The following is a 25,324-nucleotide window of genomic DNA, read 5'->3' on the forward strand; positions in this document are numbered from 1 at the left end:
TCAATTATTAAGATGGAGGAAAAGATGATGCCAGCAAAATCAATCATGATTCAAGGAACAGCTTCAGATGTAGGAAAAAGTATGATTTGTACTGCGCTATGCCGTATTTTCTCAGATGATGGACTAAAGGTAGTCCCCTTTAAATCACAAAATATGGCACTTAATTCATTCGTGACACAAGATGGCGGCGAAATTGGCCGTGCCCAGGGAGTACAGGCAGAGGCTGCACGTATTGTTGCTACGACAGATATGAATCCTATACTGCTAAAACCGAAGCAGGATATGGTATCTGAAGTCATAGTGCATGGTAAGCATTTTTTAAATATGGACGCCAAAAGCTACCGCAATCAATTTGTCCAGGAAGCAATGCCCATTGTAGAAAAATCTGTACGAACTTTGCAAAATACATATGATGTCATTGTACTTGAAGGAGCAGGCAGTCCTGCAGAAATCAATTTAAAAGATCGTGATATTGCAAATATGCGAATGGCCCATTTAGCAGATGCAGCAGTTGTGCTAGTTGCAGATATTGATCGAGGTGGCGTCTTTGCATCCATAGTGGGGACACTTGCATTGCTCGATGAGGCAGAGCGCGCTCGTGTAAAGGGGCTCATCATTAATAAATTTAGAGGCTTGCGAGAATTACTAGATGATGGTATTGAATGGGTAGAACGTGAAACGGGCATCCCTGTATTGGGTGTGGTGCCATATGTCGATGTCAATATTGAAGCGGAGGATTCCCTCGCATTATCTGCTCTGCGCTTTAAAAAGCCTAAACCTGGAGAGTTCGCCATTGATGTAGCAATGATTCGTTTGCCGCGTATTTCAAATTTTACAGATGTAGACCCATTTTTTGATGAGCCAGAGGTCGGAGTTCGTTTAATTGGTAACGTTCAAGAGCTAGGTACGCCTGATTTACTAATACTACCCGGGACAAAAAATACGATGGATGATTTAGCTTGGTTAAAGGAACAGGGCTTCGACCAAGCAATCAGTAACTTACGTCAGCAAGGAACAAAAATTATGGGCATATGTGGTGGCTTTCAAATGCTTGGCGAAACATTATTAGATCCAGAGGCTGTAGAAGGAAGCGGAGATTCAGCGCTGGGGCTAGCATTATTGCCAATGGAAACAGTTTTCGTTGGAGATAAAAAAACGGTGCAAATGACTGGAACAAGAGGTCAGGATACATTTTCTGGCTATGAGATTCATCTCGGACGAACAAGGATCTTGCGTGATGAAGTGTCACCATTTTTACAATTAGCCGATGGGCGGGTAGATGGTGCAGTAAGTGCTGATGAGCAAGTAATAGGTACGTATTTTCACGGCCTATTTCATAACCGTCACTTTACACGACAGCTTATCAATAATTTGCGTATTAAAAAAGGGCTACCTGCTTTAGCAGGTGATGTTAAAAGTGATGCAGAGCGTCGGGAAGATGCCTATAATATGCTCGCTAAGCATGTTCGTGCGAATCTTGATATAAAAAAAATATACGAAATCATGAATATAGAGGTATCTGTATGACAAGAAAAGGACCATTAGCCATTGATTATGAGGCATTATGGCAGGAAGGTATGAAGGATTGGCATGGACAAATGCCTGAAAGAATGGTCGATGATCAGCTGGAAGAGCAATTCTGGGCACAGTCCATTACACGTAAAAAAACGGGACAGACAGATCCCTATGCCGCAAAGATTTTTCAAGAAATAAAAAAGAGTATTCAACCAGAGGACTCTGTATTGGAAATTGGTCCAGGCTGGGGCAATTATACTTTTCCGCTAGCAGAAAATGTGAGACAGCTAACATGTGTAGATAGTTCGGATAGCATCCTAAGCTATCTACAAAATTGCATGCAGGAACACCAACATGTCTCTTATATTCATGCAAAATGGGAAAGCCTTGCTGAGAATGAGGTGGCAGCTCACGATATCGTCATTGGCGTCAATTGTTTCTATCGTATGTATGAAATAAAATCGGCCCTTTACCAGATGAATCGACTTGCTAAAAAGCGTGCGATTATTGGCATGACAACAGGACCAATTCAACCTCATTACGAGATTCTGTACAAAAAGTATGGCTATGATATTAAATTTCCAAGAAGAGACTATATAGAATTTTTGAATTTGTTATATGAAATGGATATTTATGCAGATTGTAAAATTATACCATTAGAACGAGTCTATGACTATGAAAGCTACGAGCAGCTTGTCACGACTCAAAGTAAAAAAATACTAAATACTACATTTGATAGAGCGCATGTTGAGGAGTCGCTTAAGCCCTTTATTGAAGAAAAGAATGGTCGTTATTTTTATCGCCATGATTTTCATGCGGCCCTTGTATCATGGGAGCCGAAATAATTTTCAAACCTTTGGAGAAAGCTTGTTACCAAAGGTTTTTCTTATTGTTAACGATAAGGTACAATAAAGCGATAGACACAGAAGAGAGGTGGCATATGTGCAACTACATTTTTTAGGAACAGGCGCAGGAATGCCTTCAAAGGAACGTAATACAAGTGCACTGATGGTAAAACTTTTGGATGAAATAGGAGAAATGTGGCTGTTTGATTGTGGAGAGGCAACCCAGCATCAAATTTTGCATACCTCTCTAAAACCACGTAAAGTTACAAAAATTTTTATTACACATTTACATGGTGATCATATTTTCGGTTTACCAGGTTTTCTAAGCTCTCGATCATTCCAGGGTGGGGATGAGCCATTAACAATATTCGGTCCAAAGGGTTTACAGCAATGGATTGAGCAAACGTTTTCCTTATCAAAGACTCATTTAACATATGCCATACGGTTTATTGAGGTTCATGAGGGTGTAATTTATGAGGATGCACATTTTAAGGTAAGTGCAGGGGAGCTTCAACATGTTGTTCCATGCTTTGGCTATCGGATTGAGCAAAAAAATTTGCCGGGTGAATTGTTAATGGAAAAAGTGCAGGCTTTTGGTGTTCCTAAAGGTCCTTTACTAGGACAATTAAAAGGTGGGAAAGATGTAGAGCTTGAAGATGGCACAATTATTCATGCGAAAGATGTTGTCTCTCCGCCCAAAAAAGGCTTTACACTGACTATTTTAGGCGATACAAAATACTGTCAGGAGTCAGTGTTATTAGCAAATAAAGCCGATATTATTATTCATGAAGCTACGTTTGATGGCACTACATCTGATTTAGCAGCAAGCTATGGACATTCTACAAACGTTGAGGCAGCTAAAATTGCACAACAAGCAGATGTGAAATTTTTACTATTGAACCATTTGAGTGCACGTTTTATGCCACAGGATCTACCAATGCTTTTAGCAGAGGCACAGGCGATTTTTCCACAAACTGCTCTTACATCTGATCAAGAAGTGTATACATGGCACAATAATAAATTATTTTAATATAATATAAAAACGAGGAAGCACCTTTTGAATGAAGTTTTATTTAAAGGTGCTTTTTTCTATTCATCAAGATAAATCTAGGTAAAAACTCATATCGAATATCTTTATTAAATAACTCCTAATAGCTCAGAATTTAATTGAATTTATTCACTTCATTAAAATACTTAGCTCTAAATATAAAATAGCCCAAACTATTTAGATTTTTTTATAGCTAAAAAATGAGAATATTTATTACAAAATTGTGACAATTTATTTTACCTAGAAAATTATTATTCTAGATTTAATAAAAAAATAATGAAACCGTTTGAATTGATATTGTATGATGAAATGGAAATAATAGTATGTTTTAGGGGGAGAAATATGGGGAAATCTATGAAATGGAAAATGCTACTAGAAATTATGATGATTGTTGTCGTAATAATTGGTGCTTTTTCTATTTATATTTATCAGGCAACATACAAAAGTGTAAAAAATAATGGGGAGGCGCTTGCAAGTTCTATTGTTATGGGGATTGAGGGTGCTATTCAATCAAGAGAAAAAGCAGAAGAAATCATGGAAAAGGAAATGATTGCTGAGTCAGTCATGGCTTCTTATATTATTAATCAGGGTGCAACATATGAAGATTTAAAGGCTATTACTGAGCGTGGAGGCATGGATGAAATATGGAGTACAGATGATAAAGGAAATACAACTGTCACTTCTGTGGCACCAACAGTTGACTTTAACTTCGGCTCTGATCCAAACGGACAGGCAGCAGAATATATGCAGCTTTTAGATGGTCGTGCCAAAGAAATTGTACAAAAGGCACAAATTCGTGATGTGGATGATAAATTCTTTAAATTTGTTGGTGTGAGTAGTTGGAATCCAGCAAATCCACAGATTGTGCAAGTAGCACGGCATGGACAGCAATTATTAGATTTAGAGGAGAGCATTGGAAGTGAGTATTATATAAACGAGCTAAATAAATATTTATCCTCGACCATTCTATTTGCAGCTATTGTGAGTGACGAAGGTGAGACCATTACAGCCACGGCAGATAAAAATCTTGAATCTATTGGCTTCTCGCCAGCACAATTTTCATCATCTGATGCTGCTGAGTTTTCAGGTAAATATGATGGTACTCGTGTTACACAATATGTCAAGCCTCTATCAAATGGCACCTACTTAGCTGTAGTTGTTTCTAATGTAGTACTTTCACATATTTTAATGGGGACAATTGTTGCCTCACTTATCGTTGTATGCGTTATTTTTTTAACAACAGGTATATCCATTTCAAGGCAGGTCACTCGTATTTTAAGTGTTCGCAACTCCTTAGAAGAAATTAGCAAAGGTGAAGCCGATTTAACCAAACGCATCAACGTCAACGCTAAAGATGAAATAGGTCAGTTAGTCGCATCGTGTAACGGTATGATGGAAAATTTTCAATTTATAATGCGTGACCTAAAACAAGAGGCAAGTCAAATTAAAGAGGCAACATACATAATTCAAGAGAATGCACATCAAACACTTCATTCATCTGAAACGATACAGGAAGAGTCTAGTCAGGTTGCTCAGGCCTCGTTTCACCAGCAAAAAAATACGGAAGATAGTGCACATTCTATGGAGGAGTTGGCACGTAGTATTCAGCATATTTCAGAATCAATCGCTGAAATATCTACTATTTCTCGTAATACAGAAGAAAATGCAAGTAATGGTTTGCAAATAATGAATAATCTCCAAAACCAATTAGTACAAATTCATGATAAAACAAATCTTTCCGTTGAGAGTATACATGAATTAGAAAAATTATCTGGCATGATTGGTGAATTTACAAATGTAATTACTGGCATTTCAGATCAAACAAATTTATTGGCGTTAAATGCGTCTATTGAAGCAGCACGTGCTGGAGAGGCAGGGAAAGGATTTGCTGTAGTGGCAGAAGAGGTCCGCAAATTGGCTGAGGATTCAAAAGGAGCGGCTGATCGAATATCTCAAGTTGTGATAAATGTTCAAAGAGAGACAGCTAATATTGTATCTGTTATCCATTCAACTGCAGATGTTCTACAAGCAGGTCGTGTCATTGTCCATGAAGCACAGCATTCTTTTGAAGGCATTACGAACGATGTGCAAGTATTAGCGGAGCAGGTAGATTTAGTGTCAAGTTCTACTGAGGAAATTGCAGCAAGTACAGAGGAAGTGACGGCTACGATGGAAGACGTTTCATTACTGGCAAAACAGACGTCAGAAAGTGTTGAGGCAGTTGCCCAAAAGGCTAAAGTTCAAACTACGAGCATGAATAAAATGACATCGATTATCGATAGGCTAAATACAACAGCAGAGAATTTACAACATTCAGCAGGAAGATATAAGGTTTAAAATAGTTGACAAACATTTGGTATAAACAAGAAATATAGTGAAGTTACTAGATGATTTTCGTATAATGAAGTGAAAGGGGAGTGGTTTATATGAATCAGCAAAAAATGCCACCAGCACTTTTACGATTAATTGTAATTTTTCCGAATGTGCTGAGCTATTTATTACTTTTTGGTCTTATCATTTTTGTTTTTACAAATTATCAAACATTAAAAGCTACAGATAATTTAACAGTTTGGCTTATTTTTATTGTTGTACTTGCACCTGCTGCAGCCTACACAACCTTTAGTATTGTAAAAAAAATTCGTGCTGGACATATGTAAATGAAATCACGTGTCATCGTTAATTGGCGAAGACATGTGATTTTTCATTTGCTATACTAGTAAATAAAAAATTAGGTACTACTAGAGGAGGTCAAATGAAAAAATATAGTCTAGCGCTGCTAATTATTGTTGTCTTCTTTATTTCCCCTACCAAATCCAATGCGCAAGTTAGCTGGGATGGAGCAGAAGTCGTAAAAGGACAAACAGGTAAAATGACATTTTCCAAGGATGTCAAAGTGTATAAGAAAAATTCTAATGGTACATACAACTCTATGACAGTGAAACGAAATAATTTTTTTCGTGTCTATAATATTGAAAAATATGACCAAAAAACGTTCTATTGGATGAGCTCAGGCTACCGTGTACAAGCAACAGATTTAGTCATTTTTAAGGAAGTTCCCACTGAAATCCGCTCTTCTTTTTATAACAATCCTGCATATATTGTGAGCAATCGTCAAGGAACAAAAGCCTATTTTGAAGAAAAATACCCAATGATAGATTTAGCATATGGACAGCATTTACTGAGCGAATATGTACCAGGAAATTATTCGGCAGAGGTTACTTTTGACAAGGGAAAATTAAATTACTCTTATAGTTTAGAAGAAGGAAATGGAGTAAATGGTGTTGTTGATGGTACCGATATTAGAATTGTAGAAACAACGACAAGAGATAAAGGCTATTATGCAGTAACAACAGATACACAATTGCTAATGGGTCCAATGAATGGAGCTAGAATAATCGAATGGAATCCATCGTCTACATTAAATGATGTTAATCCCCTGAATAAAATGTTTGCTTATCCAAAGGGTTCTGCTTTTCAATCTTTAGGGATGGAGGTCAATGGTTACCTTAGGGTACAATCCATAACAGGGGAAAGAGGCTATATGCCAGCAAATCTATTAGAACCTGTGAATAATCAAGGCAAACGTTATATCCGCTATGGTGTTGTTGCTAAAGGTATGGATCATTCTCAACAGGTAGAGCTGAAACGATTTGATGAGGTATCGTTCTATACAGAAAACGAATATATCGCATTAATCGCAGTAAATGGAAAAATGTATACCGTTCCTAAAAATGTGCTAGCCATAAAAATGCCGAATGAATCGCCAGTGATTACATCCTTTTTACCAAATGAGAGGCTTCAAAAGCTAGAATATCAGAATATTGCAGGCAATAGAGTCTACAAAAGAATAGCCAATAATCATTTTAAAGCCGAGGATTTTTACTACATTACGTACCATGAAACTGACCAAGCCTTTAATTTTGATATGGATGGTGTCAAATACTCTTTTGTTAAGCCTTTAAAGGAAGGAGCAATCATTACACGCTTAAGCGGAACGACTCAAGATCAAGGATATGTACGTGCTATTCACTACTCACTCACGACCCCAGCAGGTACCTTTGAAAATGTAGTTGAAACATCCTTTGATCAGTTTTTTGCACCAGGCTATGGATTACTAGCAAATACTAGTGATCGACTAATATCTTTTTAAACAGCTGAAGGGTAGTTTCTTGGTTACATAACAAGAATCTGCCTTTTCTTTGTTGGGAACGAATAAAAACAATGTAACTAGAGAAACTAAAAAAGATATTTGAAAGTGAGGTATGCTTTTATGGATCCAATAAATTGTGATTTTTCACCAATGAAACAAACATTAAAAGATGAGCTTTTGCAGGTCATAATGACATTACAGCAAAGTGTTGAAGCCATGGATATAGATACAAATTGTTTGCTTGGGAATTTTGAAAAGATTAAAGAGAAATTTATTACAATTGAAATGAAGGCTGCAACGTTTTATTTAAATTGCTATCTTTCCCCATTTACCGAAAAATATCCGGAGCTATCGCATTGTGTACAAAATATGTCGATGCGAAGACATGGAGGATTAATTGTTATTGAACGAGAAGACCCTATAAAATCACTTATACAGCCAGGGGTTCATATAGGAGCAGAGTTAACCCATTCCTTATTAGAAGCTATTTTCTTTCCTGGAAACCCTCTTCATGATGGCGCCGTTTTAGTAAACCGAAATCAAATTGACTCGGCTGCAAATGTCTTACCTCTATCAGAACTTTATACGGGGGAGAAGAAATTAGGAACAAGACATAGAGCAGCATTAGGATTAAGTGAAGTAAGTGATGCATTAATTATGGTGGTTTCTGAAGAAACAGGAAGGATTTCGTTTGCCTTTAAAGGTAGTTTATATCCAATAACTACACATGGCATAATATAGTGTGAGCTTCACACTGAATTTTATCTCGAATTCGAGATGTTTTTCTTGCTTGTTTATCACTTGCGTGGTAAAGTGATAAATGAAGGGAGGATGAAGCGTTGCAAAAACATACACTTGGGTCACTGACTTGGATTCGAATGATGCGCTTTACAACACAAAGTAATCAGCTATCAAATGAATTTTTAAAGCGTTTTGATTTAACAACTGCCCAGTTCGATGTACTGATTCAAATTAAGACTTTTGCACCGATTACACAATCACAATTAGCAGAGAAAGCTACCGTTACGCAAGGCGGGATGTCTCGAATGCTTGCGCGGCTTGAAAAAGAAGGGCTTATTGAACGCAAGCAAAATTGGAAAACGAAGACAATTTCATTAACAGTAAAGGGAGAGCAAATAATCGATGCTGCGACCCCGAGTCAGCTACACTTTCAATCCTCATTTTTTGAAGAGATTTTAACAGAAGAAGAAATGAAATCTTTATATACACTAATGTCAAAGCTTGAAAAGCATAGTCGTGAAAAACAAATACCGCCAATGTAATTTTTTTAGATTATCACTTGCTTAGTCAAGTGAAAATAAGGAGGAAATGAATCATGAACAAATTAAGTGGACATCACCATATATCCATGCTAACGAAAAATGGCAAACGAAATAATGACTTTTATACAAAGATTCTTGGATTACGTCGAGTGAAAAAAACGGTGAATCAGGATTCGCCATCAATGTATCACTTATTTTATGGAGACTTAACAGGAGCAGCAGGTACTGAATTAACGTTTTTTGAGATGCCTGTCGCAGGACGTACAGTTCGAGGCACAAATGCTATTACTCGCATTGGCTTACTCGTGCCAAGCTATGCGAGTTTGCAATATTGGAAAGAACGTTTTCAACAGGAAGAGGTCAAACATAGTGATATTACAACCTATGCAGGAAGGGATGCATTGTTTTTTGAAGATCATGAAGGTTTAAGGATGGTCCTTTTAAACCATCACGGTCACGAAGTACCAGCTCATTGGCAGTCTTGGGATGGCAATGAAATTCCTGAAGAGCATCGTATTCTAGGAATGGGTACAGTGGAAATAACAGTTCGTTACTTACAGAGAACAGTAAATTTATTAAAGAATTTATTCGGTTATACAGTTGTTACAGAAAGTGAAAAAGAAGCAGTGCTACAATCCATTGCAGGAGAAGTATTCGGTGAAATTGTTGTCAAAGAATTAGAAGGACCAAGTGAAAAACCAGGGCGAGGCAGCATTCATCACCTTGCATTACGTGTGGCGACAGTCGAGGACTTACAGGAATGGGATGCCAAAATTAAAGAGCAAGGCTTTGATAGTACTGGTGTAGTGGATCGTTATTATTTTCAAAGTCTTTACTTTAGAGATCGTAATGGGATTTTATTTGAAATGGCGACAGACGGCCCAGGATTCACAGTTGATTCAGCAGTCGAGGATCTTGGCAAAAAGCTAGATCTACCACCATTTTTAGAAGAAAAACGCGCAGAAATTGAAGCTATTCTAGAACCATTAGAATAATAATGTCTTTGTTAATGTCTATATATAGAGGGTTGAGTGGGAGTTAGTTATGAACTAGCCCCACTTTTTTAGCCCTATTTTCAATAACAAGATCAAATATATCGATAATTTTATCTTCTCTTAACAATGCCCATATGTTGCATGGATTATTCTAGGTGTATTCCTTAGTCGTTCGGCAATGACTTTCACAGGAATTATTATTCATCAAAATTGTAGTGTGCGTGTGCCGCTATCCGTGTATAGTGGTAGCTGGCAACCTAGCTGCTGCTACAATACGGTTAAATCCCAACCAAATAAAGATTTACCTACAAATAAAAATAAAAAACAAGTAAATGTAGCTTTAGAATAAAGATTGATCAAAATGGAGTTAATCTTTATCAAACTCTATATTTCAACAATAATATCCATTGAAAACGTTCCTTAACAATCTGGCTAACCTTATATTACGATCCGGGCCATTTAATAGAATAATAAACTAAGGATATTTGCTTTTATTTACTGAGTTGTTATTAATGGACGCAGGGGGAAAATGGAAAAACAACGACTGCGAAAATGCTTCAAAATTATTTGGGAAATGGGACGTTATTGGTTTCCCAAGATGTTGTTCGCCGTGAAATGTGAAGGTCCAGAGCAATGCGTATAACAGCACCTGATTTAAACAAGCTAGGTGTCATTGATGGCATCATTCCAGAAATTACAGGTGGTGCACATCGCAATGTAGCAAAACAGGTTCTTTATGTAAAAGAATATATAAGCGTCACACTAAAAGCATTGAATACTTTAAATGCCAAAATTCATGATGTTTACAGTAATAAAAGCTCATATTTTAGTTATTCCATTAAAGAGCCAGATTGTTGAGTAAGTTTGGGTAAGTTAAATGGGTATTTATGTTAAAATAAATGAGATTTTGTATTTAAAGGGACAATAATAGTCCAGCAACTAGGTATGAGCATACTGGTGGACCAGAAGTGGAGGTATACGTAAGTGATGCTGACCCTTCTTTAGAGGATTATTATAGTGAGATATGGATACCGATTAAAAAGAAATGAAAAAAGGTACATGGACAGTCTCTGTTTATGTTATTTAACTTAGTTAAGCTAGTTAATAGAAGCTACACAATTATTCCATTCTAGGCGCGTTTCTTAAGAAAAGCGCCTTTTCATTTATGAGCCAAATTGTTAATACTTTATTATTCTGGTGGATTTTTATCCGTTTATTGCGTAAAATCTTATACTTCTCCATCTAAAAATAGGGAAGAATGAATCCAATAATAAACAATACAATAAGTCTGCTTAATAAAAGTAAATATCTACCTTTAGAGTTAGCTCTCGTCAGAAAGATATAAAATCCTACACCAAATAAGAATGAAAAGATAGTATAGAACCTACCTTCAACAAATAAATATAAAAATCGTTGATAACTCGCATCAATAGTATGATTTTCTGGTAACTCAACGCATTTACCAAAGTAATTCCTAATAATGCGAATTCTCGAATATAATCTAATTCATTGATTGTTCGCCTAATAAATTTTTTCCATGCTGTAATAAAATCTCCTTTTTTCACATTTTCTCAGAGGACTTTTCGGATTATACATACAATTTCTTAATCTTTTAATGCAAATTTTTAAGATTTATAGAGTTTATTTTGTATATTCTTAAGAAATTATGAATACGTCTGTAGATTTATGGATTTAAAAAAATATATAGATTAATATGTTGGATAAGTAAGGAGAGATAAAAAAATATTATCAATTTCGATTTTAACTTTGTTTTTTAGGGAGTATTCTAACAGGATGTAGTTTTGCTAATAAAATTATTAACGAGACTTATTATGTAAAGATTACTGATCCTGGAAAAAAGAAAATGGTGAAATTAACTACGATTTAATAGGATTAGTGAAGATGGAGACATCATGAAAGCAAGAAATTACAAAGGGGTTAAAAATTGAATTATTTTATTGATTTTACTTTATTATTATTGATTTACTTTCTGTTCTTTTATAAAAAGTGGATAAATGAATCTAAACAGGTGTTTGTAATTAAGACACTTATGTACCTTTATGTTGTAATGGTTTTATTTGTAACACTAATGCCATTTATATTACCATTTGGTGGAACAAATAATCTATTTATGCAAACAGCTAATTTAATTCCTTTTAGAGATTTACTATTGAATCATGATAGAGCTGTTAGGGAAATCATATTAAACATTATTATGATGATGCCTTTTGGATTCTTATATCCAATTATAAAGAGGAAGGGTGTCTTGGGTACAATTGTTATAACCTTTCTATTTAGTTTAACTATTGAATGTTCCCAACTATTAAGTGCATGGTGGGGTGGTATATATTCTAGAAATTTTGATGTAACTGATTTGATTACTAATACAATTGGAGGATTAATAGGTTATTATATTTTCATTACTTTAAGACCAACTCTTTACAAAGTATTAGATGACTGATTTTTAAAAATTTGAGTTTTAGCGCAAATTACCGCCTAAAGTGACACACTATGAAGTAACATAAGTAGTTTAAATTTGATAGATAAGAATCCGTTTTGAACAAATTTTTTTCAAAATGGATTCTTTTTCTTTATTGTATGAAACTAGTTTAAGAAGGTGCTTTTTATCAAACTTTATTTTAAAGCTACTGTGTACTGAAAGCAGATTTAATGGCTGTAGTTTTGAGCAAATTACAATGGATAGTTTACCAGGAGAATAAAACTTTAAATTCGAAACCTAATAAGAAAATGGTCATTATTAAGCAATTAAGGTTTACATAACAACTGAAAAAAAGCATTAACCGAAAGGATAAATCCTTATCGTTAATGCCTTTTATTTTCACTTAGCTTAAATGGATCTTTTATAAGCATTTATTGTCGAAGTATATTGGAATACTTTAGGGTTGACTAGCCCCTCACGTAAATCCATCATCCCTAATTCTCCCATTCTATTCAGTAAAGGAATCAACCAACTACCACTTGAAGCACCTTGTAACACTTTAATTTGATCAGATGATAACTTTGAAACTTTACTAGCATCAATCGGTTCTTTGGCATTTTCTATTGCTTCTTTAAAAGCTTTCACATCAGTTTTATACGTATTCTCGCCAATTTGTTCAGTAAAACCTTTATATCCGTAAGCTCCTTGAAGGATAATTAACCTTACACCCATATCTTCCATAGAAACCATTTTTACATACACCTCTCTTCAATGGATTTCTAAATTATAAATGTGGAATATTTATAGTCCTTTCAATGGTGTTCCAAGGGTAACTACTTGAAGTACAATTAAACTTATATAATGCAGAAGTTCCACTTGAGATTTTTAAGTCTGAATTAAAAGTTACTGTATAATAAAACCTATCTACAATTCTGTCATTATTAGAATCTATGGCAGCAACATTAATTTTATAATCACGATTTTGATAAGTAATACGTTCATCATCTAACCATTGATTTTCACTTCCATAACCTACTTGCATAACTGCTACAGCAACAGTGCCTGAAACTGCGTGAGAAGTTTTCTGTAAGCCAATTTTCTCAATTTGTTCATTGATTGTTCCAACTTGAGATACTACTTTGTTAATATAAAGAGCTGTTAATGGTGGCGCTGGACCTCTTAGAACTGGACTATTTTTTACTTCTTCTTTAGCCTCATCTGAAGTTACTAATGTAATTGTTCAATCAGGATGTTTTGTTTTTAGATTTTCAATTAATGGATCTACTTCAAGCATATCTTTTTCTACTTCTGAAGCTTCAGCTGTATTTAACCCCAACAAACCACTTGTTAAAATTCCAACAGCTAGTAAATATTTCTTCATATACAACTTCTGCTTTTACATTATTTGTAACACACTATAATCATCGGATGAAAAATAGAATACTTAACAATATTTAACAAAAAAATAATTGTTAAATAAACTTATTATCACATCAGAAAATGTTCATTTTTAGTAGGCTTAAAAAGTCAGTAATCATGCACTTTCATAGTGTTCAATTTAAGTTGTTTAATAATGAAAATAAAAAATACTTATAGAGGTGCCATGAGTGTATGATAATTGGTGTCACTTTAGGATTTATTTTGCACATATAACTTTAAAACCTAACTACCTTCACATGAGAAGATTTGCTGGGTTTCTTAATTATTTATATTCAGGTTTTTTGTGTATCATTAATTCTTTTGAAAAAGCGAAACAAAAGGTCGGTTTCGCTTGTTTAATAAATAAAAATCAGCTTTGTGCGTTAAAAAGTATTTACTTCCGTATGTTATTCATTTACATTAAATAAATAAACGTTTATTTATTTAATGTATTGTGAGGGATGATGAATGGCAAGAACAGTCAACAATCAACAGCGACTAGAGAAGCGAAATATCATATTAAAAGAAGCAAAAAGGCAATTTCCAAGTGAGGGGTTTTCTAAGACTACCCTTTCTAGTATAGGACAGGCAATAGGTATTAATCCTGCTACGATTTTACTGTATTTTCCTAGCAAAGAGGACTTGTTTGAGAATACCGTTAAAGAAGCATTTCAAGAGACTAGAAATGGACAACTTTATTTACCAGAAAGCTTAGAACTGTCAGAACAATTAGAGCAGATGGTGAGGCATCACGTGAGGCACTATCGTGAAGATCCATCAAACCTACGAATTTTACAATATTTATTTTCTCAATCTGGTAGGTTTCCAGAGCTAGAGCAAGAAGCAGTTTCAATCACTTATGAGTTTGTGGAGAGAATGACTGGATTGTTGAAGAAGCGCTCTAGTTTAAATGAAACCGAACAAGATCTTCGTGATAAAACGTGGGCTTATTTATCTTTCCTAAGTGGATTTACGATGATTATGCTTGAGCCTGAAAAATATCCATTATGGGAGGGAATTGTTAAACAAGGAGTTAAGCTAATTGAAACATAGAGGAGTTAAAAATACATGATCCATAACGAAGTCAAGAAGGTAATGATGCTCTATAGTAGCAAGCTGAACGAAATGTTTCCAAATCAAATTCTTGGTGTCTATTTATATGGTTCAACCGTTATAGGTGCCTTTCATTCTGAAAGCAGTGATATTGATTTTGTTACAGTATTTAGTCGAGAAGTGACAGACAAAGAGGTGAAAAAACTATCGTATCTTCATAAGAAGCTTAGAACTGAAAATCCATTGATCAAAAAGTTCGAATGTGAGTACTTATCCTTGGATGAGCAAAATCAATTACATTTACATAGATCTTTCCCGTTTTTTAACGGTACAAAGTGTAAGGGGAAAAGAAAGCTTATGAAAATTGCCGTTTATCAGCTTGTTCATGATTCATATGCTGTTTACGGTCCGAATTTTTCTACTTATTACTCAAATATAGATTGGAAGGATGTTATGCAGGAGATGGAGTACAATCTTAACCACTATATAGCGAGTAAAGCTTCCCGAAGCTATTTGTTTTTATTCGATTCTTGGATTGAGTTCATTGTATTAACCTTATGTCGAGTGTACTATACTTTGAAAACAGGAAAGATTACATCAAAAGAACTGGCCTGTGCAGAAGTGATTAAGGACTTTGATTTAAGGTATTCTGACATTCTTCATGAGGCACTTAGAATTAGAGGGAGAGTTCAAGCCAAGTGCAATTATAAAAATCGTTGGGAACGAAAGAATGCAACGATCCATTTTATAAATTCTTTAAGAGAGTATTGTAATCAAGCTTTTTTATCTAGATAAATATGGAATTGATCCTGCTTTTTTTCACAAAAGTCAATTTCATTAATCTTGCTGCTTTAACTAAACTGCCAAATAGTTTAAGTGTAAATCTTCACAATATCCAATTTGCTTTAAAATTGTATTAAACAAATATGCCCCATTGCTAAACAAAATTAAAAAAGCACACATTTAATAAATAGGTTATTTATTTGTTCCAAAACTCTTGTTTTTTGGTATTTTTTTCATTACTCAAATCGCTCATCTCACTTTTGATGGTATTCTCAAGTTTAGCGGAGGTAATTTTTATACGAACCTTTTATAGAGAACGTATGTTTGTGTCTTTTCTATAAATTTTGTATAATAAACTAGAAGTGAAAGATTATGGAGGAGTTTTGATGTATCGACAAGTTGATGATTTTTTAAAGGATTGGGCAGTGGCTGTGGAAGGGACATTGCAAGTATTACAAGCCGTAACAGATGACAAATTAGGACAAAGTATTTTGGAAGGGCATAGTACACTTGGTTGGTTAGGCTGGCATTTAGTAGAAACAACAGGTTATTTTAGCCATTTAGCAGGTTTAACTGTACCAATGATTGGTCAAGATGAACCAGTTCCAGCGACAGCAAGAGAAATTATAGCAGCATACGAAAAAGCAGCAGAGGCGGTCAAGGAAGAGGTAGCTAAGCTATCAGATGTGGACTTGCTAACAGAAACAGGCATTGCGAGTGTGGCAACAAAAGGTGCATTATTGCGTTTCTTAATTGACCACCAAACACATCACCGCGGCCAAATGATGGTGCTATTACGTCAAGCAGGCTTACCAGTTCCCCCTGTGATGGGCCCAACAAAAGAAAATGCCCTCCTGGGTAGTATTACTTAAAGTTAGAGTTTTTAATATGCAGCTAATTGGTTGGTTTGTGTTTGGTATTGTACTGGACTCGAGCCAACCAATAAAAAGTCCAAGAAACACCCCAGCGAGGAAGTAAACAAATTTCCCTTCACGTCATCGTTTTTCTTTTCCCCATCATCCCCACTGTAATATAAAAAGAAACTAAACTAGAGGTAGGTGTGTACATGATCCAATTAACAAACCGTCAGGCACGGCAATTTCTGTTGTTGAAACACGGACTTTTGGACGAATATAAATTTAGCGGGAAGCAGGGCGTACTGGATTTTGCTCGGCAGGTTGGCTGTATTCAATACGACCCCATCGATGTTTGCGGAAAAAACGCCGAATTGGTGTTACAGTCGCGAATCAAAGGATTTACTAAGGGAATGCTGGCCGATTTGCTGTATGAGGATAGAAGCCTTGTCGATTATCCCGACAAGAATCTGGCCATTATCCCTGTTGAGGACTGGCCGTATTTTGAGCGATACAGGCAGGCTGCCCGACAACATGCCGAACGCTATCCCGAAATGGAAGCGTTGACAGCTCAAGTACTAGCTCATATCCAAAATCAAGGTGCACTATGTTCGGATGATTTAAAATTGGATGGAGATTTCTCTTGGCAATCGGCCATCCATTGGAGCAGTGGAAACAATTCATCTCGTTCAGTCCTGGAACAGATGTACTCGACGGGTGAGTTGATTATCCATCATAAAAAAGGAACGCGTAAATATTACGATATAGCCAAGAAGTACATACAGCCAAATCTACTGAATGCATCAGAGCCGCTGGTTGATGAACTTGAACATTATAAGTGGCGGGTACTACGTCGAATCGGCTCTGTTGGTCTCTTATGGAATCGTGCGTCAGATGCATGGTTGAATATTTGGGGGCTGAAAGCAGCACAACGCAAAGAGGTTTTCCGCCAGCTATTACACGAAACTCGCATTGTTGCTGTTGCCGTGGAGCAAATGAAGGATATGCTGTACTGCCTCGCGGAGGATTTACCGCTTATTGAAGCCGTTCTGCAAAATCAGGAACCGAAATTGCGTTGCGAGCTTATTGCTCCACTAGATAATTTCATTTGGGACAGAAAACTTATCAACGAATTGTTTGACTTTGATTACACCTGGGAGATTTACACGCCTGCAATCAAACGAAAATTTGGCTATTATGTGCTGCCTCTGATATATGGAGAGAGCTTTATTGGACGAGCGGAGATTATCGCGGAGAGAAAAACTGAAACACTCGTTGTTAAAAATATATGGTACGAGAACGGTGTGAAGCAAACAGCACAATTGCGAACAGCTTTGAACAGTTGTTTCCAAAGGTTTGCACTATTCAATGGGTGTGAGACAATTTCGGCAGATTCTTTGAACTGATATTTCCTATATTTGTAGGGATAATAAAGTTGTTTACTTTTGAAGTAAAATTCAAGTGAAGGTATAAATAAAACCTTTAAAGAATTGCTTGAAAAGGGAGTTTCTTTTATCGACCAACCACATGTTGTTGCGAAAATGGGAAATACAAAAAACGTGGATGACTTTCTTTAAAGATACTGAAGGAAATACACATGCTTTAATGTGCAAAGTACAAATTTAATTCGCATGTCTTCATTATCATACTATCGGGGGGCTTTACTTGAAGATCATAAAGTTGCATATCAGCTCAATATCCAAACCGTTGTTAGTTTATTTCCAAAAAATTATACTATAGATGCTAATTTATTGTTAGAAAAAAGAATTTAATGATTGGTTTGCAGGTTGTGAAAGCAAAAAAATATAAAGGTGGTATAAAGGAAAATGGTGATGATAGAACAATATGGACACTAAAAAAAATATTGAAAATATTAGCCTATTAAAAGAGAAAATTTCTAATTGTCATAAATTGAGTGATGAAGAGCTGTTTCTTGCTGTAAAAGAGTTTGAGAAAACACCCAGGTTAGAAGTTTCAAATTATTATCAAGATTTATTTAATGATCTGAAGTTTTCTAAAACCCTTCTTGATATCTATAATAATCATAAGGAAAATACTAAACTTGTAGTTCTGCTTGTTTCAGCAATTGGGAATATGATTCAGAGATATGATCTTCCGGAAACAAAGGAGATTTACGAATTCATGTTGGAAAATTCGGATAAAAGTAACATAGGACCTTATGTCGCGATATTCCTGCCTAGATTAAAACATTTTGAAAATTATGATAAAAAGTGGGAATATTTTATGAATGTCAAAAAAATGTCCCCCAAAAAAGTAGCCGAAAGTTCTTTTGAAAATATAATGGATTTGTATTTAGAAAAAATTCCGGAACAATATAAAAATGAGGCCATAGAATATTTTAACAAAAAATCAGAAGAGTCTAATAATGAATATGGCAAACAATATTATCAAGATATCATCAATAAAATCAAGAGTTAATATCAACGAGAACTGGGCAAGTTGACGTTTTCAGTGGGATTACCGTAAATTACATCGCCGTAGGATAGCAAGCGGTGAGAAAGTGGAATCTCGTTTTCAGTCTGTGCTGTTCCTATCTGACAATTGAAACCTGTTTGGCAGGGTGTCATAATATTCTCACCAAGCGGATTCAAAATTCTTTAGTCAGATTTGACTAATACTTGATAAACTTACAACTAACCTTCAACTCTTAGAACGCTTGTTTTGCCTGTATTGGGCGACAAGTGTTTTTTTACGTCTAAAGACCTGTATCATAAAAGTACTGAATATCTTCAGCAAAGTAATCCTTATTTACTGTCATTTTAGAAACTTAAAGGCATTGTTAGTGCCTATATTTAGCGGTTTGAGTGGGGGTTAGTTAAGAACCAGCCCACTTTCAATAGCACGGTCAAACGTGTCAATAATTTTATCTTCCATTTCTCTTAGTACATGCCTGTATGTTGTATGGATTATTTCAGGCGTATTCCTTAATCGTTTGGCAATGGCATTCATAGGAATATCATTATTCATCAAAATTGTAGCGTGTGTCGTTATCCGTGTATAGAACAGTAGCGTGGAAAATGTTCGTTCCCGCTATGATAATATTGTGTCTATACGCAAATATTAGGAAATAAACTTTTACTGGACTTAAGTCGGAGAAAATATCCGTCTTCAGGTGGTTTTTCCATTTACCGATTCCCATTATCATTTAATTAAATCTAATAGGGTTAGGAAGGAAAGATCATTAGAAAAAAAATTGTCGTTTTCACACAGAACTTTAGGAGGACTTTATTTGAAAAATAATTTTATATTGAAAACTATTTTTTGCATGATGGTCTTGTTCATTTTAGGTATGATAGGAAGTTCTAATGTTCCTATTTCCGCCAAAGTACCCAATTTAGAAAGAACGCCCTCAGGTATCCCACTGTCAGAATTAGATAAGGAAATTGATCATTTTGTTAAGCCTTTTATTGGCAGTTCTGTTCCAGGTGCTGCAATCGTAATAACGAAAGATAATAAGATTGTTTTTTCAAAAGGCTATGGATATGGGAATGTAGCTGACAAAACTCACGTTGATCCAGCAAAAACCGTATTTGAGTATGGTTCTATTAACAAAACTTTTGTGTGGACAGCAATCATGCAACTTGTTGAGCAAGGCAAGATAGAGCTTGATCGGGATATTAAGGCCTATCTGCCACTATCCTTTTCTGCCAAACTTAAATATGACAAACCCATTACAATGCTACATATTATGAACCATACTGCAGGATTTGAGGATTATATGTTTGAAGCGGCAGTCCAATCACCAGATAAGTTGATCTCTTTACCTGACGCATTAATAGCTGGTGAGCCCAACCAAACCTTTGAGCCAGGGACTGTTATTTCTTATTCCAATTTTGCCACAGCTCTTGCTGCCTATGTAGTAGAATGCGTGAGTGGCCAAATGTTTTCGGATTATGAGATGAACCAAATCTTGGTGCCATTAGAAATGCAGCATACTTCTGGACATCCTGCCTTACAAGATCATCAGGATTTATCTGGTAACAAGGCTATCGGATATAGTTCTTCCGAAAATGGAGGATTTAAGGCAGGAGATTGGACCTATATCCCACTATATCCGTCTGGAGGAATGAACGGCACGGCTGAGGATTTGGCTAAGTTCTCTATGGCATTAGCAACAACCGATGCAACCCCATTATTTTCTAATCCAAATACGTTACAAATGATGTTTAAGCAGAGCTATTCACCACATAAGGGAATCCGTTCTATCGCACATGGTTTTTGGGAGATAAGAAGCCAACCACGTGTACTTGCACATGATGGAAATACATTGAATTTCTCTAGTAATCTTGCGATAGTTCCTGAGGAAAAGTTAAGTATTGTTGTACTCACTAATATGGCCTCAGAAGGCGACATTACCAACGGAATTGTGAATATGCTGATTGGAGAGGATAAACAGAATCCTCTACCTACACAGAATCATTTGCCAACTTTTAATGAAGTGATAGGTCAATATGTATTTGCACGTAATTCACATTCAACTATACATGAGATTCTAGGCTATCTAACGCCAATAGAAGCAAAGGTAAGTGGTGAGAATGAGTTGACCTTGAATATAGGAGAGATGACAGCAACCTATCAACAAATCTCACCTTATTTATTTAAATTATACCAGACAGAGTACGCATCATTTAAGGAAATGGCACCCGTTCTTTATATCGATAAACAAGATGGGAAACTGATAAGATTGACTACTGGACAATCAATGGATATGATTCCGGTTAAAGCAAGCCGTACTACCCCCATGTTAATCATGTATATGATTATCGCTATTACGTCAATTGTATTTTTCCTTATTACACCATTTGTATTAGGTATTCGGCATTTGGTTAGAAAATTGGGCAAAGGGAAAATCTCACCGATTCATGCTTGGGCAAATGCCTTCTTGTTATGTGGTTCGGCAATCTCTCTTAACTTCATATTTATCTTGGTACGTAGTACGTCTGATGTCTATATAACGGCTACAGAAATTAATATCAGTATCATGTTAAATTGGATACTCGCTATCCTTTCACTGGCCTTTATCATTCTTCATTTACGAAAAGTCCGAAAAACTGCTTTAACATTGACAAAGACTCATGTTGTGTTTGTTATTTCAACTGGATTGTTACTATTTGCTTTCATTGCATTACTAATAGATTGGAACTTCTTTCACTTTGTTCCCTAACCATCAAACACTTAACTATCTTAAATACTCTTCCAAAGAAAGAAGAAATTTAATAAAGAAAGGGTAAGGAGATAAAAAATAGGTCTTCTTAATTTCAAAAAAATTGAAATATTTAAAAATGGGAGGAGTACTTTCTAATTCAAAATTTTATAGTTATTCCCATCCTAGAGTGAGCCATCTATAAAGCAGGCTAACAAGACCTTAGCTTATTACCTTTATGGAATAAAGTATGTATACTTATTGAAGTAATAGAGGGCTTTAGTTAAACAAGAAATATGCTTATGATCTTCCACAATCGAGCCAGATTGTTGAGTAACGTCCTTTAAGTAGTTTGGGTATTTATGGTAAAATTCGAGTGAGTGATGAAGTAATGTACTTAAACTATAGTGCAGGAAAGTTTAATAAGTGTAAATACACAATGGGGGAAATTTATGATTAAAGAGGAATTTTTAAAGAACGTAAAATCATTGATAAAAATGCACTCTGACGGATTACTTGGAGGGGAAGTAATGCCAGAAGATGTTCTAATTGGTGTTGTTAAGGAAGATGATTTAATGGATGTTTTAACATTGGCTATGGCTTTGAACTATCAAAGAAATTCATATAAATTGTGGGAAGCAGTTTTAAAAGCATATCAAGATGAAGAAACAAAATGGATTTTCAACACGAAGGTAGTTGCTAATTGTAATATAGATATTTTACGAGATGCTTTACTTCTGCATCGTGTAGCATTACAACCTAATCGACATCCAGAAATTTGGCAGCGAGTAGCAAAAGGAATTATGAATTCTTCTGAAGAAGGGAATGTTCAAGGTCTTATTGAATCTGTTCACTTTGATATTCTTCCTTTAAAAGGATTAATGCAAGGTACTCGAAAAGCAGATTTCCCTTATTTATCTGGACCGAAAATTTTTAATTACTGGCTTTATGTCTTGGAAAGTTACACCAATATTTCTTGGAGTTCTCGTGAACTTATCACAATAGCACCAGATACTCACATCTTGAAGGCTACGGTTAGATTAGGTTTATGTTCCGAGGAAATATTAAATGGTGGAGCAGATGATAGAAAAGTTGTTGCAGACGCCTGGGAGACTGTACTTAAAGGAACAGGATTAGCACCAATTGATGTCCATACACCATTATGGCTTTGGTCTCGTGCTGGATTTCCTTCATTATTAGAATTTCAAAGATAATTTTTAAAATCTCTTGAAGTAATGGGGCTTTAGGTTAATAAGTAAAAAACAGTAATCATTATCTTGATATTCCACAATCGGGCGCTTTTCTGTAATAAGGAAAGCGTCTTTATTCATGGAAAGGGCCAGATTGTGACATAAAAATACACTTCGTAATTGGGTATTAATGTTAAAATATAAAAAGTTATGAAATAATGAACTAAAACTAAAGTCTTTCTTCAATTGAGGGGGAACTACGTTGAAAATTATTAAAATAATGCTTGCTTTAGTTGTAGTAGCGATTTCAATGTACGGATTAATGACAAAGGATTTTTCATATGGTCCAATATCATCTTTATTGCTTGGAATTCTCTTTGCAATTATGGGAATTGAAGAATATAAAATGAAAGGAAAAAATGGTTGGGGAATGTTTCTTATAATAGGATCTTTGTTAATTATTGTGATGGCTCTTTTTAGTTTTTAATTATGTTTGAGTGGCATTAACAACTAATGGAGTACTAATGAACAATTCGAAAACATTGTAAGTAAAAAGTGGCAATCACCATATTTTGTTAAAATGGAAGCTACTACTAGTTTATCAATTCATGAGCTATTAAAATTATACTCCTTCTAAAATTAGATATCATTAACTGTGTCATTCAAATATTTACTGTACATTTCGAGGGCATATGCAGTAGCTCATTCCACAATTGGGCGCAATTCTTTAATAAAGAATGCGTCTTTTTCCATTAAAGGGCCATTTAACGAAATAAATCATGTTAAAATTGAATCAATTAAAAAGCGAAGGTGGGAGGGTTCTAATAATATGAACCCTCACAATCAATTTTTCCTTATTTTTACAAGGATCTTTTTGTGGTATTAATATATATTTGAAACTAAATGGTTAAAGTAGTCGTATAAGGTATTATAGATTAGAGGAGGTCGGAAAAATGGATTATACTAAAATCTATAATGAGGAACTGATTGCCTTAGTAAAAGAGAAAATAAAGTCCGTCGGTGAAATTAAAGCGGTGAAGTTTGTGAGAGAACAAACAGATATGTCTTTAATACAGGCAAAAAAATTTGTAGATTTTTGTAAAGAATAGACATAAAAATTAGAGTCACTAAACTGTGGCTCTAATTTTTATTAAAAGTATCTTCAATAGTCATTGAACTACTAAATAATAAACTTCGACAGACGTAACTACGATATGTTTCTGTCATTTTTTTGTGCTTTCATTGCTATGACTATCAATGTTTTAAACGTGAATGTAGTCCGTTCACAATAAAAAATGGTTTAAAAAAAGAAAAAGAGATTTTATTAAACGAGAAAATTGTTAGTATATATACTACCTAAAATAGATATAGAAATATATGAGAAAACGCTATTAATAATAAAAAATAGTTATTCAACAATTGGGCGCGATACTGTAATAAGGATCAGCGCTTATTTTCATTAAAGGGCATATTATTGAATAACAACCTTTCAAATCGTTATCAAACGAGCGTTTGGGAACAATTTGATTACAACTTATGTCTATATTGTAAAAGGGAGGTATCATTATGTGGTTAATATTAGGTCTTATTGCTATAGTAGCAACTTTTATAAATCTTTATATGTATACAACAGGTAAAGATTATAAACTTGCGATGGCAATAGGGTTATCATTTACAGCATTGACACTCTGTGCAGAACATAGCCTTGTATCTAATTGGGTAAAAGTTGAAGATTGGGCGGCTTTATTGGATGTTGTACCTACTATGGAAAAGGTGTTATGGTTTCTGACAATTGTTTCTATTTTGCTAAATGTAGCACCTATACTTTTAGAACTAAAAAATAAAGGCTCTGTTAAAGGGAATTGTTGATATTTGATAAATGTCAGGATTCAACGTGGAATTACTGAACGGAAGCCTCGTAAAAGAGGTGGGAAATCTAAACATAGGGGAATAAGCAAAGAACAAGTCTGTGTTCTCGTTGCCAGAGACCGAACCAATGCAACTGTCTCAAAAGTTGCTTGTATGGGGCGTATTGTTAAAACAAAAGGGCTTAGAGTATTATCTGATTAAATCAAACGATGGAAAGCACATTATTAAGGGCTTGTATCACATCCAAAATGTCAACGGTCTCCATTCTTGCTTAAAAACAATAGACGTTTTAAAGGTGTAGCTACGAAATATCTTGATAATTACCTTGTTTGGTTCTTATTTTGTCGATAGTCGCAGTAACGAAAATATCAATCAACATAATAAAGAATTTTTATTATCATCATTAGTATTTGAAATGATTGACACCTACGATAGTTTGAGACTATCAAAATTTAGTGCGTAGTCCTTATTTAAAATAGAAAATTACGGAAATTCGTCAAGTTATTACATTTACTATTACAATTGAAACAAAAAATGAAAGGAGGTAATATATTGAAACAACATAAAGAGTTTTATCCAATCATTTTAACTTTAGTTTTGTTCTTAGTTGCATTATTTATTTTCTTTGTATTTAGGTCTCCGAATATAAATCTATGGATTCCAATTTTCTTATATGTTTTGATAGACATTGGGTTTATTGTGTCGTTAATTTTAGG

General features: G+C 34.9%; 25 protein-coding genes and 3 pseudogenes. 24 read left to right on the top strand and 4 right to left on the bottom strand.

The window, feature by feature from the left end:
* Positions 1-27: 27 nt before the first annotated feature.
* The 11 genes from B2R82_RS17130 (at position 28) to B2R82_RS17180 (ending at position 10,694) form a co-directional block, all read left to right on the top strand.
* Positions 28-1,527 (top strand): cobyric acid synthase, encoded by a 1,500-nt coding sequence (locus tag B2R82_RS17130; RefSeq protein WP_286926085.1) that lies wholly within the window; start codon positions 28-30, stop codon positions 1,525-1,527.
* Complete coding sequence (locus tag B2R82_RS17135) at positions 1,524-2,360, top strand: class I SAM-dependent methyltransferase (protein WP_286926086.1); 837 nt, start codon at positions 1,524-1,526, stop codon at positions 2,358-2,360. The genes B2R82_RS17130 and B2R82_RS17135 overlap by 4 nt, the downstream gene beginning before the upstream one ends.
* 97 nt (positions 2,361-2,457) lie before the next feature.
* Complete coding sequence (gene rnz / locus B2R82_RS17140) at positions 2,458-3,390, top strand: ribonuclease Z (protein ID WP_286926087.1); 933 nt, start codon at positions 2,458-2,460, stop codon at positions 3,388-3,390.
* 360 nt (positions 3,391-3,750) lie between these two features.
* The gene (locus B2R82_RS17145) at positions 3,751-5,745 is read left to right on the top strand and encodes a methyl-accepting chemotaxis protein (RefSeq protein ID WP_286926088.1); all 1,995 of its coding nucleotides are present in this window, start codon (positions 3,751-3,753) and stop codon (positions 5,743-5,745) included.
* An 89-nt stretch (positions 5,746-5,834) separates the two neighbouring features.
* Entirely contained in the window at positions 5,835-6,065 is a 231-nt protein-coding gene (locus tag B2R82_RS17150; protein WP_286926089.1) for an acyl-phosphate glycerol 3-phosphate acyltransferase, read from the top strand.
* Between the two features lie 95 nt (positions 6,066-6,160).
* Entirely contained in the window at positions 6,161-7,558 is a 1,398-nt protein-coding gene (locus tag B2R82_RS17155) for a hypothetical protein (protein WP_286926090.1), read from the top strand.
* Between the two features lie 120 nt (positions 7,559-7,678).
* Positions 7,679-8,299 (top strand): sporulation-specific diadenylate cyclase CdaS, encoded by a 621-nt coding sequence (gene cdaS / locus B2R82_RS17160; protein ID WP_054772195.1) that lies wholly within the window; start codon positions 7,679-7,681, stop codon positions 8,297-8,299.
* 137 nt (positions 8,300-8,436) lie between these two features.
* A complete protein-coding gene (locus B2R82_RS17165; RefSeq protein WP_376781234.1) occupies positions 8,437-8,841 on the top strand; it encodes a MarR family winged helix-turn-helix transcriptional regulator in 405 nt (134 codons plus the stop codon).
* A gap of 53 nt (positions 8,842-8,894) precedes the next feature.
* A complete protein-coding gene (locus B2R82_RS17170) occupies positions 8,895-9,836 on the top strand; it encodes a ring-cleaving dioxygenase (protein WP_286926092.1) in 942 nt (313 codons plus the stop codon).
* Positions 9,837-10,014: 178 nt separating this feature from the next.
* Positions 10,015-10,185, top strand: coding sequence for a hypothetical protein (locus tag B2R82_RS17175; protein WP_286926093.1), 171 nt, complete (start codon positions 10,015-10,017; stop codon positions 10,183-10,185).
* A gap of 284 nt (positions 10,186-10,469) precedes the next feature.
* Positions 10,470-10,694: a hypothetical protein gene (locus B2R82_RS17180; protein ID WP_286926095.1), complete on the top strand. Its 225-nt coding sequence runs from the start codon at positions 10,470-10,472 to the stop codon at positions 10,692-10,694.
* A gap of 399 nt (positions 10,695-11,093) precedes the next feature.
* Here B2R82_RS17180 and B2R82_RS17190 read toward each other — a convergent pair.
* A pseudogene (locus B2R82_RS17190) lies at positions 11,094-11,362 on the bottom strand (hypothetical protein); the annotation flags it as partial.
* Positions 11,363-11,781: 419 nt separating this feature from the next.
* On the opposite strand from B2R82_RS17190, the gene B2R82_RS17195 reads away from it, so the two are divergent.
* A complete protein-coding gene (locus tag B2R82_RS17195) occupies positions 11,782-12,297 on the top strand; it encodes a VanZ family protein (RefSeq protein WP_286926097.1) in 516 nt (171 codons plus the stop codon).
* Positions 12,298-12,684: 387 nt separating this feature from the next.
* Here B2R82_RS17195 and B2R82_RS17200 read toward each other — a convergent pair whose 3' ends face one another.
* Genes B2R82_RS17200 through B2R82_RS17210 form a run of 3 tightly spaced genes read right to left on the bottom strand, consistent with a single transcriptional unit; the run spans position 12,685 to position 13,657 of the window.
* Positions 12,685-13,008: a hypothetical protein gene (locus B2R82_RS17200; protein WP_286926098.1), complete on the bottom strand. Its 324-nt coding sequence runs from the start codon at positions 13,006-13,008 to the stop codon at positions 12,685-12,687.
* A 52-nt stretch (positions 13,009-13,060) separates the two neighbouring features.
* A complete protein-coding gene (locus B2R82_RS17205; RefSeq protein ID WP_286926186.1) occupies positions 13,061-13,513 on the bottom strand; it encodes a DUF4879 domain-containing protein in 453 nt (150 codons plus the stop codon).
* Positions 13,514-13,516: 3 nt separating this feature from the next.
* Positions 13,517-13,657 (bottom strand): hypothetical protein, encoded by a 141-nt coding sequence (locus tag B2R82_RS17210; RefSeq protein WP_286926099.1) that lies wholly within the window; start codon positions 13,655-13,657, stop codon positions 13,517-13,519.
* A 506-nt stretch (positions 13,658-14,163) separates the two neighbouring features.
* On the opposite strand from B2R82_RS17210, the gene B2R82_RS17215 reads away from it, so the two are divergent.
* The 12 genes and pseudogenes from B2R82_RS17215 to B2R82_RS17270 all read left to right on the top strand — a co-directional run.
* Positions 14,164-14,748: a TetR/AcrR family transcriptional regulator gene (locus B2R82_RS17215; protein ID WP_286926101.1), complete on the top strand. Its 585-nt coding sequence runs from the start codon at positions 14,164-14,166 to the stop codon at positions 14,746-14,748.
* 15 nt (positions 14,749-14,763) lie between these two features.
* Positions 14,764-15,543: an aminoglycoside adenylyltransferase domain-containing protein gene (locus B2R82_RS17220; protein ID WP_286926102.1), complete on the top strand. Its 780-nt coding sequence runs from the start codon at positions 14,764-14,766 to the stop codon at positions 15,541-15,543.
* A gap of 374 nt (positions 15,544-15,917) precedes the next feature.
* The gene (locus B2R82_RS17225; protein ID WP_286926103.1) at positions 15,918-16,403 is read left to right on the top strand and encodes a DinB family protein; all 486 of its coding nucleotides are present in this window, start codon (positions 15,918-15,920) and stop codon (positions 16,401-16,403) included.
* A 194-nt stretch (positions 16,404-16,597) separates the two neighbouring features.
* Positions 16,598-17,791 carry a winged helix-turn-helix domain-containing protein gene (locus B2R82_RS17230; protein ID WP_286926105.1) on the top strand — a complete coding sequence of 398 codons (1,194 nt, stop codon included), beginning with the start codon at positions 16,598-16,600 and terminating at the stop codon, positions 17,789-17,791.
* Positions 17,792-17,869: 78 nt separating this feature from the next.
* A pseudogene (locus tag B2R82_RS17235) lies at positions 17,870-18,011 on the top strand (VOC family protein); the annotation flags it as partial.
* 219 nt (positions 18,012-18,230) lie between these two features.
* Positions 18,231-18,824, top strand: coding sequence for a hypothetical protein (locus B2R82_RS17240; RefSeq protein ID WP_286926107.1), 594 nt, complete (start codon positions 18,231-18,233; stop codon positions 18,822-18,824).
* A gap of 811 nt (positions 18,825-19,635) precedes the next feature.
* Positions 19,636-21,570: a serine hydrolase domain-containing protein gene (locus B2R82_RS17245; protein WP_286926109.1), complete on the top strand. Its 1,935-nt coding sequence runs from the start codon at positions 19,636-19,638 to the stop codon at positions 21,568-21,570.
* A gap of 431 nt (positions 21,571-22,001) precedes the next feature.
* Positions 22,002-22,763, top strand: coding sequence for a hypothetical protein (locus tag B2R82_RS17250; protein WP_286926110.1), 762 nt, complete (start codon positions 22,002-22,004; stop codon positions 22,761-22,763).
* A gap of 238 nt (positions 22,764-23,001) precedes the next feature.
* Positions 23,002-23,226, top strand: a complete 225-nt coding sequence (locus tag B2R82_RS17255; protein ID WP_286926112.1) for a hypothetical protein — start codon at positions 23,002-23,004, stop codon at positions 23,224-23,226.
* Positions 23,227-23,692: 466 nt separating this feature from the next.
* Positions 23,693-23,848: a hypothetical protein gene (locus tag B2R82_RS17260; protein ID WP_162832712.1), complete on the top strand. Its 156-nt coding sequence runs from the start codon at positions 23,693-23,695 to the stop codon at positions 23,846-23,848.
* A 457-nt stretch (positions 23,849-24,305) separates the two neighbouring features.
* Positions 24,306-24,608: a hypothetical protein gene (locus tag B2R82_RS17265; protein ID WP_286926114.1), complete on the top strand. Its 303-nt coding sequence runs from the start codon at positions 24,306-24,308 to the stop codon at positions 24,606-24,608.
* A pseudogene (locus B2R82_RS17270) lies at positions 24,609-25,071 on the top strand (IS1595 family transposase); the annotation flags it as partial.
* Positions 25,072-25,324: the final 253 nt, after the last annotated feature.

The organism is Lysinibacillus sp. UBA6686, assembly GCF_002455205.1.
In the GTDB taxonomy this organism is placed as follows: Bacteria; Bacillota; Bacilli; order Bacillales_A; family Planococcaceae; genus Lysinibacillus; species Lysinibacillus pakistanensis.